This is a genomic window from Streptomyces sp. NPDC000941 (assembly GCF_053599555.1).
Genome location: NZ_JBSFMM010000308.1, coordinates 1 through 10,637 on the forward strand (window position 1 = coordinate 1; position 10,637 = coordinate 10,637).

Sequence of the window (10,637 nt, forward strand, 5' to 3'; positions counted from 1 at the left end):
CACCGCCTCGGGCCGCGCGCGCACGCCGAGCTTGGCCCGGGTGGCGTTCCCCGCCGACGCCTCAAGGTGTTCGGCCAGGTCGGCCACGGTCGGGGCCTCGAACAGGTCGCGGATGCTGAGGTCGGTGTCCAGGGTGGTCCGTATACGGCTGATCAGGCGTGTGGCCAGCAGTGAGTGTCCGCCGAGTGCGAAGAAACTGTCGTCGATGCCGACCTCGGCGACGCCCAGCACCTCCGCAAACAGACCGCACAGAATCTCCTCCCTCGCTGTCCGCGGCGCGCGCCCTGATATGACTGCCGCGTGGTCGGGGGCAGGCAGGGCCTTACCATCCAGCTTTCCGTTCGGCGTCAATGGCAGGCGTTCCAACACCACCAAGGCAGACGGCACCATGTAGTCCGGCAGTCGATCCCTGACGAACTGCAGCACCGCTGCCGTGTCGGTCCGCACCTCACTGTCGGCGGGTGGCACCACGTATCCGACCAGACGCCTGTCGCCCGGACGGTCCTGGCGCACCAGCACCGCTGCCTGTGCCACCGTGTCCTGCGCGGCCAGAACGGCTTCGATCTCACCCAGCTCGATACGGAAACCGCGCACCTTGACCTGGGCGTCCGCACGCCCCACGAACTCCAGCTGCCCGTCCGCCCGCCACCGGACCAGATCCCCCGTCCGGTACATCCGCGACCCCGCCGCCGTGCCGAACGGATTCGCCACAAACCGCTCCGCCGTCACGGCGGGCTGGTTCACATAGCCACGCGCCAGGCCGGGCCCGGCCACATACAGCTCCCCCGCCACGCCTACCGGCACCGGCTGCAGTCCCGCATCCAGCACATACACACTGAGGTCGGCTATCTGGCGGCCGATGACGCCCACTTCTCCGATCGGGGAGGCCGCGCTGAGCGGAGCGAAGGTGACGTGAACCGTGGTTTCGGTGATGCCGTACATATTCACCAGGACAGGGCGCTCACCAGAATGCCGTTGGTACCAGTCCGTCAGCCGCCGCGCATCGAGCGCTTCGCCGCCGAAGATGATGAAACGGGTGGCAGAGAACCAATCCCGGGCCGTTTCCTCGGCCTCGGCCTGCATCAGTTGGTAAAAGGCGGAAGGCGTCTGATTGAGGATCGTCACGCCTTCGTCGCGGATGAGTTTGAGCATCAGGTCCGGAGAACGGCTTGCCGTGTAACTGACCACGACAAGCCGACCACCGTGCAGGAGAGACCCCCATACCTCCCAGACGGAGAAGTCGAAGGCATACGAATGGAACATGGTCCAGACGTCCGTGGCCTGGAACTGGAACCGGTCCTTCGTAGCCGACAGCAGACGGACCACATTCTCGTGCGTGACCGCGACGCCTTTGGGCCGGCCCGTCGAGCCGGAGGTGTAGATGACATAGGCCGGGTGTCGGGGCAAAAGTGCCGTAGCCCTGTCCTCATCCGCAACATCAGCGTCCGGACAGCGCTCGATGGACTTCGCCGTCTCGACCTCGTCGAGCAGGATGAGTTGAGTCTGTTCCAGGGAATGCCGGACCGCGTCCTGAAGCAGGCGGTCGTTGATGGTGCTGCGCGTGACGAGCAGGGCGGGCTGGGCGTCCTGGAGCATTCCGCGGATACGGTCGGCGGGGTAATCGGGGTCGACGGGCACATATCCCGCCCCCGACTTGAGCACCGCCAACAACGCCACCACCAGTTCGGCAGACCGAGGCAGTGCTAAGGCCACGAGCCGTTCGGGCCCTGCACCTCGCGAGATCAGATGCCGCGCCAGCCGGTTCGCCCGTGCGTTGAGCTCCCCGTACGTCAGCTCCTGGCCTACGAAGACCACGGCCACAGCGTCCGGCGCGCTCCGCGCCTGTGCCTCGAAGAGTTCCGGTAGCGTCGCGCCCGACTTCTGATGTACCGGGTCGTTCCATCCGTGAAGGAGCTGCCGTCGTTCGGCAGGATCCAGGAGGTCGGCCTGCCCGATGGCGGTGTCCGGCGCGGCGATCAGGTTCTTGAGAAGCCGGAGGAAATTCCTCTGCAGACGCTCCAGCTCTTCACGGCCGTACAGCGCGGCGTTTCCGTCGAAGTCTATGGAGATGCCGGAACCTTCATCCCCACCGCGTACGACGATGCACAGGTCACGCACAGGGCCGTTGGACAGGTTGTGCGGGATGACGGGCCGGTCGGTGAAGTAGATGTCCTCATCGAAGGAGATGATGTTCGCGGAGACATTCCACAGGGGCCGGTCCCGGCCGAGAGACCGTAGCTCGCGGATGAGCTCTTCCGACCTGTAGCGCTGGCGACGAAGAGATCCGCGAACTTCGCGCGTCGATTGCTCGATCAGCGAAGTGAAGGTCATGTCGGGACGCAGGCTGAGGCGCAGGGCCAGGACGTCCGAGGCGGTGCTCGGGGTGATCCTTGAATTCGCGCTCTTGCGTCCCATCACGGGAAGTCCGAAGACAAGGTCCCGGCTTCCCGACAGTCGGTTCAGATACGCCGCGACGGCGGCGACCGCGACGACCGACCAGGTTGTGCGCGCGGTGAGGGCCAACGCACGCAGGAGATCGGCTTCCGAGGGGTTCAAGTCGGCCGACGAGCGGAGGAAATCTCCGCCCGCGTGGGCGTTTCCGTTCCCGACGGCTGGGCTGACGGCGTCCGGGTGGTCCGCGAACTTGTCGATCCAGTACTGCCGGTCGCTTGAGTATTTTTCAGAGGTGCGGTACTCCGTCTGCTCTTGGAGGAGCAGGTCGTAGGACCCGAGGCTCCCGGCTGAGTAGGGAACCTCTTTCCTCAAGTCGTTGTATACCTCGGCGAGGCGGCGCTGGAATATGGCACCGCCGTAGGAGTCCACCACAATGTGATGGGTTCGCGCATACCAAAGCGTCAGATCTTGAGAGACGGTGAACAGAGCGAATGTGTAAAGCCGTCCGCCGTCCAGCTCTACCGGCTGGGCCAGATCCTCGTTGATCCATCGCTCCGCCGCCGCCATCGGGTCCGGCTCCGCCGAGACATCGATGACGGACAGGTCGGGATCCGACGGGGTCTGGATGGTTTGCCAGACCTTGCCGTCGTCCTCCTCGAAGCGGACGTGAAGCACCTCCGTTTCCCTGAATGTGTGACGGAAAGCTTCGCGAAACAGGGTCAGGTCCAGTTCGCCGTGGATTTCGACGAATTCGCCGACGTTGTATGAGTGGCCGGTCGGATCCAACTTGTGGCCAAACCAGATTCCAGACTGGGCCGTCGACAGTTCTCGACGTGTGTTCCGACCTTCAGGCATCGTCACTCACCTTGACCGTGTATTCCGTTCGCCTGCTCCGTCAGCATGTACTGCTGCTTGTTGATGGGGACGCGGGACCGAGGCGGAGAAGAGGTCCCGCGGCCCCATCAACAAGCTTGTTCACATCCGTCTACGAAGCCGCCTCGTTCATGGCCTTGACCAGGCTACGAGGGCGCATGTCGGTCCAGTGCTCGTTGATGTAGTCGAGGCACGCCTGTCGGCTGTCCTCGCCGTGCACGGAGACCCATCCGGCCGGTACCTCCACAAACGTGGGCCACAGGGAGTGCTGGCCTTCGTCGTTGACGAGAACCAGGTAGGTGCCGTCGGGGTCTTCGAACGGGTTGCTCATGACTTTCCTCCACTCGAATGCATAACAGGACGGGTTTCGCTGCCGACTGCCGCCGGGCATCCTTCGAGTTTGTCTTACGGTTTTGTCTTACGGTTGGTCTTGCCGAACACCGTCGAGCAGTCGAACGATCGCGCAGGCGACCGACCCATCGGGGTCGATCGAGCTGACGACGCCGAGACGGCCAACGGATTCCGGGGAGCGGGCGGCAGTGCTGAGCATGCCGATCATGTCGAAGCCCGCAGAGGCCGCGGAGGTGTCGCCGATCAGATCCGCGACGGATGCGCGAGAGAGCGCGGCGGAGTCGAAGAGACTTCCGAGAAGCCTGATTTCCTCTTCGCCCGCTGGTCCGGCAATTCCGCTGGGCATCACGGCCCAGACGTCTTCCGCGGTCGCCTTGGCGGTGGCCAGTGCGCCGTGCAGACATGCGCCGAGCACGCCGCTGAGGTCGTCGTCCGTGTTGACACGGAACTCCACCGCGAGGACTTCGGCCAGGGCGGGACGGAGCCCAGAGGCCAGTGACGCTTCCGTCTCCAACAGCAGGAGCGCGCACCCCTCCCCCAGGACCACGTCCCCTCCCCCACGCCGGTGGTACTCCAGCCACGAGCGGGCGTTCGAGTACTCCTCCACGCCACCGCACAGCACTCGTTCGGCACGCCGATGCGTCAGCAGTCGCTGCCCGTATTTGAGAGCGAGCAGCGCAGCCGCCCGGCCGCCGGCGATGGTGCTGTTGGGCCCTTGAAGCTGGTGCCAGATGGCGCTGGCTGAAGCGGCGCGGTTCATCACCATGTTCGGGGCGAGCGCGGCCGGCACATGGTGCGGTTTGGGTCCGGTCAGGGATGCCTTGGTGAAGTCCATATAGCCCTGTGGGGTACCGGTGGTGGTGCCCATGACCATGGCGATGTTCGGCCCGCCGGATATCGGGGCTTCCTCGGGCGCCTCGTGGAAGAGTTCGCGTACCGCGGTGACCGCCAAGGCGGCCTCACGCCCCAGTACGCGCGTTCCGCTCTTTCCCAGAACTTCTCGTATGTTGAAGTCCGGAACCAGGCAGATATTGGTATCCGGGACGGTCTGCCAATCGTCCGGATTCGGGGGTGCTGCGGTCTTCCGCCCGGCGTGAAGTCCCTCGGAGAATGCGGCGCTGCCTATTCCGAAGGGGGAAACAGCCGACCATCTGGAGATATAGATCTGATTCGGCCCGCGGGGCTCGTCGCTCATCGCTGGTGTTCCCTCTCCAGAAGCAGGCACGCGGGATGCGCGACTCAACGCGGATCTTTGGTGTACTTGCCGAGCATGACGACGGCGTTGTTCCCACCGAACGCAAGGCCGTTGTTCTGCACGATTCGCACCTCCGCGTCGAGACTTTGATTGGGGACGCAGTCGATGGGGCATTCCGGGTCCGGCCGGCGGTGGTTGGCCGTCGGCGGGATGAATCCGTGCGTGATGGCGAGGGCTCCGGCGATGGCCCCGAGGGCGCTCGCCGCCCCCATGGTGTGGCCGATCATGGACTTGATGCCGACCATCGGGGGTGGGCTGTCGCCGTAGACCTGCTGAATCGCCCGAGTCTCGGTGAGGTCGTTGGTTTTGGTGCCGGTGCCGTGCGCGGCGATGAGGTCGACGTCCTCGGGCTTCAGGTCCGCATCGTCGAGCGCGAGGCGTATACAGCGTGCGACGCTGCCTTCTTCGGGCGCGGTGGGATGGTGCGCATCGCAGTTCAGCCCGTATCCCAGGATTTCCGCATAGACATGCGCTCCCCGTGCGAGCGCTGACTCTTCGCTTTCGAGAAGCATGACGCCGGCACCCTCGCCGGTCAGCAGTCCTTCTCGGTCCGCGTCGAAGGGGCGGCATTCGTCAGGGGAGATCAGCCCGAGCCGGTAAAATCCTGCGAAGTTCTTACGGCACAGCCCGTCGGTTCCGCCTACCAGCGCATAGTCGACTTCGCCTGAACGCACCGCGTCAAGGCCGCTGCCCAGCGCGTAGTTACCGGCGGAGCAGGCCGTGGGGATCGTCGAGACTTCGACGTCGAAGAGCCTGAATTCCTTGGCGACAGCCATCGACAAGCTCAGGGCGGGGGCTCGGCGGGCGATCTCCGGCTCCATGCGGTCCGGCCCATGCCGTAGCGCCGTCTCCGCCAAGTGATCGAGGTCATGGCCTTCGCCATCGGTTGTCCCGATCGCTATCAGGCCACGCTTGCTCCGCAGATCCTCTTCAGTCAGCTCGGCGTCCGCCACGGCCATGCGTGCGGCCGCTACCGAAAACTGTGATGCCCGGCCGAGGTCCGCGAGCGGGACCCGATGGATATGGTCCGTCAGATCGATATTGGATACTTGGTGGCCGCGCGCGTACTGAAACCCAGCGGTATCGAACAAGGTGATTGGAGCCGTGCCGACACGCCCGGCACGCAAGGCATCTTTATATTCCGTCACCCCGTTACCAATGCTGGAAAGCACTCCCGCTCCGGTGAGGAGCACCCGGCGACGACTCGGGTCAGCTTCCCTTGTTGTCAAGGCTACTTGGCTCCGTATTCGTCGAGTATCTCCAGGATGGCGTCAATGTTGACCATCCGCGAGGCCGCCTTGGGGTCGATCTCAACAGAAAAAGTCGTCTCAAGGTGGGTGAGAATCTCGATGGCATCGAGTGAGTCGGCACCATGCTCTTCGACGAGCAGACCGGTTCGGGTGAGGCTCGACTCATCCAGCTCAACAACGTTAGCAACGATCTCGCGGACCTTCGCCTCGCGCTCGTCGTCAGACAATGCGATCCCCCATCTCTCAGCACACAAGGTTGCAGGAAAGCTCAGGCCAGGCGCTGGTTCGCCGCGATTAACCAGGCCCGGTCATCCTCCGCAGGATTCTCTCCGGGACACGGCTCGACATGAAGGCCGATCATTTAGGCCTCAACCGCTTCCAGGCATCCCCCTCGGGCGCAGTGTATCCACCAACTGCGCCACTTCGTCTACCAGTTCTCCAGATTCTCTCGCGCACTCTGCCCTGGATGCAGGCCACTTGAACGAAGACATCCCATTTCATCTGCTTGGCGCCATGTCAAGAACCCGAGTTGACCCCACGCACTCATCCGCTCACCCCGAGTTTCACTTCCGGCAGTTGACGGCAGGCACTTCGTTCAACTTGTACAAGAGAGGAACCTCCACAGAAGCCGATAGGCCAGTAGGGTCAGTTACGCACAACTCTGGCCATGCCAGGCTTGCTTGGGATCGGCTGAGCGTCCCCGGTGGGGCGACAGCCACGTTGGAGAGGATTCGGACGGTTGATAGCTCCGAGTTGGCAACCGCGTGAACTGACTCCGGACAGCGGGAGTGTGTCAGCGAGCCCGGCCGGACTGGTCGACCTGTTAAACCTGGTCGATCTGACCGATTTGCTGGTGAAAGAGAAGGCGCTCGTCTTCCGTGGATTCGGCATCACCGCCGAGTCCTATGACGAGGTGGCCACCGCCCTCCTGCCTCGCCGCCTGGCGTACATCCACGGAAACTCGCCGCGTACCAAAGTCGGACAGAACGTCTACACATCGACCGAATACCCGCCCGAGTTCACCATCTCCATGCACAATGAGATGTCGTACGCATACACTTGGCCATCTCGCCTGTTGTTCTTCTGCGAGCAGGCCCCGACCAGCGGCGGCGCCACTCCTGTGGTCGACGGACAACTCTGGCTGGAGTCCATAGACCCCGAGATTCATGAAGCGTTCGCGGGAGGAGTCCGGTACATTCAGAACCTCCACGACGGTTACGGGCTCGGCAAGAGCTGGCAGGCCACGTTCGAGACCGAGGACCCCGCCGAGGTCGAGGCGTTCCTGGATAAGGCCGGAGCCGATTGGAAATGGAAGGGCGACGGCACTCTATGGATCAGCCAACTACGCCCGGCCACGACACGGCACCCCGTCACCGACACCGAGGTGTGGTTCAACCAGGCTGATCAGTTCCACATCGCGGGCCTGGGCGACGATGCCCGGGAGATGGCCGAGTTGTTGTCCGAAGACGAAATGCCGCAGTCCGTCACCTTCGCCGACGGCAGCCCCATCCCCGACGAGTACATCACGCATATCCAGGAGATCGGGCTTCGCCTGGCCGTCGATGTGGATTGGCAGGCCGGAAGTCTGCTCCTCGTCGACAACGTGCTCGTGGGCCACGGGCGACGGCCGTTCGCCGGCCCACGCCGGGTGTTGGTCGCGATGTCGGACTGATGGTGTCTTCAGACTGACGGTGTCTTCGGACTGAAAGTGTCGAGGGACGGGTGATGGCACGATCAGCGGCCGCGGGAAGGCCGAACCAGCGCTCGATGAACTTCAAGGGGTCGAGCAAGCGGCTTATTGCCCAGTTCAAACCGGAACGGGTCACGGTCTTCGCCATGCTGCTCGTCGGTGTGCCGAGCGTCGCGCTCTCCGTACTGGGGCCGAAGATCCTCGGCGAGGCAACCGACCTGATCTTCGCCGGGCTGGTCGGGCGCCAGTTCCCCGATGGGGTGTCCAAAGAACAGGCCATCGCCGAGATGCGAGCCAAGGGCGAGGACGGTGTGGGTGTCCTGTCCGGGGTGGACTTCACGCCTGGCAAGGGCATCGACTCGGGCGCGGTGGGCTCCGTCGTACTGCTCGCCCTCGGCGTCTTTCTGCTGGCCGGGCTGCTGATGGCGGTGGCGACTCGACTGTCCAACCGCGCGATCAACCGGACGGTGTTCCGGATGCGCGGGGAGATGCAGGCCAAGCTGTCACGGCTGCCGCTGTCGTACTTCGACACACGGCAGCGGGGGGAGGTGCTCAGCCGGGCCACCAATGACCTCGACAACATCAATCAGGTTCTGCAGCAGACGATGGGCCAGCTCATCAACTCGCTGTTCACCATCGTCGGCGTGCTGGGGATGATGTTCTGGATCTCCCCCCTGCTGGCGTTGGTCGCGCTGATCACCGTGCCGCTGTCGGCGGTCGTGGCCATGCGGGTCGGCAAACGGTCGCAGCCGCTGTTCGCTCAGCAGTGGAAGTCCACCGGCAAGCTGAACGGACACATCGAGGAGATGTACACCGGTCATTCCCTGGTGAAGGCCTTCGGCCGCGAAGAGGCATCGGCCCGGGCGTTCGCCGAACACAATGAAGCGCTCTACCGAGCCGGTTTCAAGGCCCAGTTCAACAGCGGGCTCATGCAGCCCCTGATGTTCTTCGTCTCGAACCTGAACTATGTGCTGGTGGCCGTCGTGGGCGGGCTGCGAGTGGCCTCCGGTGCGCTGTCCATCGGAGAGGTGCAGGCGTTCATCCAATACTCGCGGCAAATCAGCCAGCCACTGACACAAGTTGCCTCGATGGCGAACATGGTGCAATCGGGGGTTGCCTCCGCTGAGCGGATCTTCGAGCTGCTGGACGCGGGGGAACAATCGCCCGAACCCGGCTCGTCCGCCCGCTCCGCAGGGCTGAAGGGCAGCGTCTCATTCGAAAACGTATCGTTCCGCTACGCCCCCGATAGACCACTCATCGAGGACCTGTCGCTGACCGTCGCGCCCGGGCAGACCGTCGCCATCGTCGGACCGACCGGTGCCGGGAAGACCACGCTGGTCAACCTGTTGATGCGCTTCTACGAGTTGACCGGCGGGCGGATCACGGTGGACGGGGTCGACATCTCACATATGCCCCGCGAGGAGCTGCGGGCCGGCATCGGCATGGTCCTCCAGGACACCTGGCTGTTCGGTGGCACCATCGCGGACAATATCGCCTACGGCTCCGCCCGATCCGTCACCCGCCACGAGATCGAAGAGGCGGCGCGTGCCGCGCATGCCGACCGCTTCATCCGAACACTGCCGGACGGGTACGACACGGTCCTCGACGACGAGGGAGCGGGGGTCAGCGCCGGTGAGAAGCAGCTCATCACCATCGCCCGCGCCTTCATCTCCGATCCCGTGATCCTCGTCCTGGACGAGGCGACCAGCTCGGTCGACACCCGCACCGAAGCACTGATCCAGAAGGCGATGGCGCAGCTCGCTCACGGCCGTACGAGCTTTGTCGTCGCTCACCGACTCTCGACCATCCGCGATGCGGACACGATCTTGGTGATGGAGGACGGCTCGATCGTCGAGCAGGGCACACACGAGAAGTTGTTGGCGGCCGGTGGGGCCTACGCCCGGCTCTACAAGGCGCAATTCGAGCAGGTTGCCGCGGCAGCCGACTAAAAAACGGGGACAAGTTGCTCAGCACAGGTTTCAATCCAACAGATCGCTGGATCCGACGAAACAGAACTCCAAGCAACTTACGCATGCGCTTGGTCTGCTTCCCTCACGCAGGCGGCTCCGCCAATTTTTTCTATTCTTGGTCAGATTTCCTGCCAACCGATGTGGAATTGCTCTCGGTCCAGTACCCGGGCCGACAGGAACGCCTCGCCGAACCCTGCGTCGAGCACATGGACGAACTCGTTGCCGGGATCACCCATTCTCTGTCGCGTTTCCTCGACCGCCCCTTCACTCTCTTCGGGCACAGCATGGGGGCATCGGTAGCCTTCGAGGTCTCTCGTCAGCTGGAGAGAACCTTCGGAGTCAGCCCGAGAATGCTGTACGTCTCGGGACAAGAAGCTCCCCACATGCCGATGGGGCGGGAGCCCGTCAGCGACGATGACGAAGCGCTGCTCTCCGAAATCCGCAGGATAAACGGCGGCAATGCGGAAGCGCTCGACGACCCGGACCTCAGGGACCTGGCGCTACCGGCAATACGTGCGGACTTCCGCCTGATTGAGGCGTATCGCCCCCAGCCGGTCAGATCGATTTCGGCGCCTATCACCTCGTATGTGGGTGACCAGGACGCCGACGTGGACTTCGACAGCGCCCGGGCATGGGCGCAATCGACGCGAGGGTCCTTCCGCTTTCAGATCTTCCCCGGTGGCCACTTCTATCTGTCGGATTGCCAACCCGGATTCGTCTCCGATCTGGTCCGCGGAGCGGATCACTAGACTGCCTCAGCAGTTCAGCAGGCCCCACTTCTGAGTACCGTCAACCCTCACCCTGGCGAAGACCTCTTTCTGCTCGATTACCAAGAAAGGCCATGACTCGTGATT

The 10,637-nt window shown here is 63.8% G+C and carries 8 protein-coding genes; 3 read left to right on the plus strand and 5 right to left on the minus strand.

All coding sequences use genetic code 11. The features are described 5' to 3' along the window. The 5 genes from ACWDSL_RS48805 to ACWDSL_RS48825 form a co-directional block, all read right to left on the minus strand. The coding region (locus ACWDSL_RS48805) for an amino acid adenylation domain-containing protein (RefSeq protein ID WP_450495632.1) at positions 1 to 3,249 on the minus strand (3,249 nt) is incomplete at its 3' end. A 130-nt stretch (positions 3,250 to 3,379) separates the two neighbouring features. Then, a complete protein-coding gene (locus ACWDSL_RS48810) occupies positions 3,380 to 3,598 on the minus strand; it encodes an MbtH family protein (RefSeq protein ID WP_089513805.1) in 219 nt (72 codons plus the stop codon). 87 nt (positions 3,599 to 3,685) lie between these two features. Beyond that, a complete protein-coding gene (locus ACWDSL_RS48815) occupies positions 3,686 to 4,813 on the minus strand; it encodes a beta-ketoacyl synthase N-terminal-like domain-containing protein (protein WP_450495634.1) in 1,128 nt (375 codons plus the stop codon). A 44-nt stretch (positions 4,814 to 4,857) separates the two neighbouring features. Beyond that, positions 4,858 to 6,102, minus strand: a complete 1,245-nt coding sequence (locus ACWDSL_RS48820) for a beta-ketoacyl-[acyl-carrier-protein] synthase family protein (RefSeq protein ID WP_450495636.1) — start codon at positions 6,100 to 6,102, stop codon at positions 4,858 to 4,860. 2 nt (positions 6,103 to 6,104) lie between these two features. Further along, a complete protein-coding gene (locus ACWDSL_RS48825) occupies positions 6,105 to 6,350 on the minus strand; it encodes an acyl carrier protein (protein ID WP_158104730.1) in 246 nt (81 codons plus the stop codon). Between the two features lie 563 nt (positions 6,351 to 6,913). On the opposite strand from ACWDSL_RS48825, the gene ACWDSL_RS48830 reads away from it, so the two are divergent. The 3 genes from ACWDSL_RS48830 to ACWDSL_RS48840 all read left to right on the plus strand — a co-directional run bounded on the left by ACWDSL_RS48830 (position 6,914) and on the right by ACWDSL_RS48840 (position 10,532). After that, on the plus strand, positions 6,914 to 7,795 hold the full coding sequence (locus ACWDSL_RS48830; protein ID WP_450495639.1) for a TauD/TfdA family dioxygenase: 882 nt from the start codon (positions 6,914 to 6,916) through the stop codon (positions 7,793 to 7,795). A 53-nt stretch (positions 7,796 to 7,848) separates the two neighbouring features. Beyond that, positions 7,849 to 9,762: an ABC transporter ATP-binding protein gene (locus ACWDSL_RS48835; protein WP_450495640.1), complete on the plus strand. Its 1,914-nt coding sequence runs from the start codon at positions 7,849 to 7,851 to the stop codon at positions 9,760 to 9,762. A gap of 83 nt (positions 9,763 to 9,845) precedes the next feature. After that, positions 9,846 to 10,532, plus strand: coding sequence for a thioesterase II family protein (locus ACWDSL_RS48840; RefSeq protein WP_450495641.1), 687 nt, complete (start codon positions 9,846 to 9,848; stop codon positions 10,530 to 10,532). Positions 10,533 to 10,637: the final 105 nt, after the last annotated feature.

Excerpts from the sequence above, each read along its gene's own strand:
- ACWDSL_RS48810 (WP_089513805.1), bottom strand. The coding sequence starts at position 3,598 with ATGAGCAACCCGTTCGAAGACCCCGACGGCACCTACCTGGTTCTCGTC.
- ACWDSL_RS48835 (WP_450495640.1), top strand. The coding sequence starts at position 7,849 with ATGGCACGATCAGCGGCCGCGGGAAGGCCGAACCAGCGCTCGATGAAC.
- ACWDSL_RS48840 (WP_450495641.1), top strand. The coding sequence starts at position 9,846 with ATGCGCTTGGTCTGCTTCCCTCACGCAGGCGGCTCCGCCAATTTTTTC.
- ACWDSL_RS48815 (WP_450495634.1), bottom strand. The coding sequence starts at position 4,813 with ATGAGCGACGAGCCCCGCGGGCCGAATCAGATCTATATCTCCAGATGG.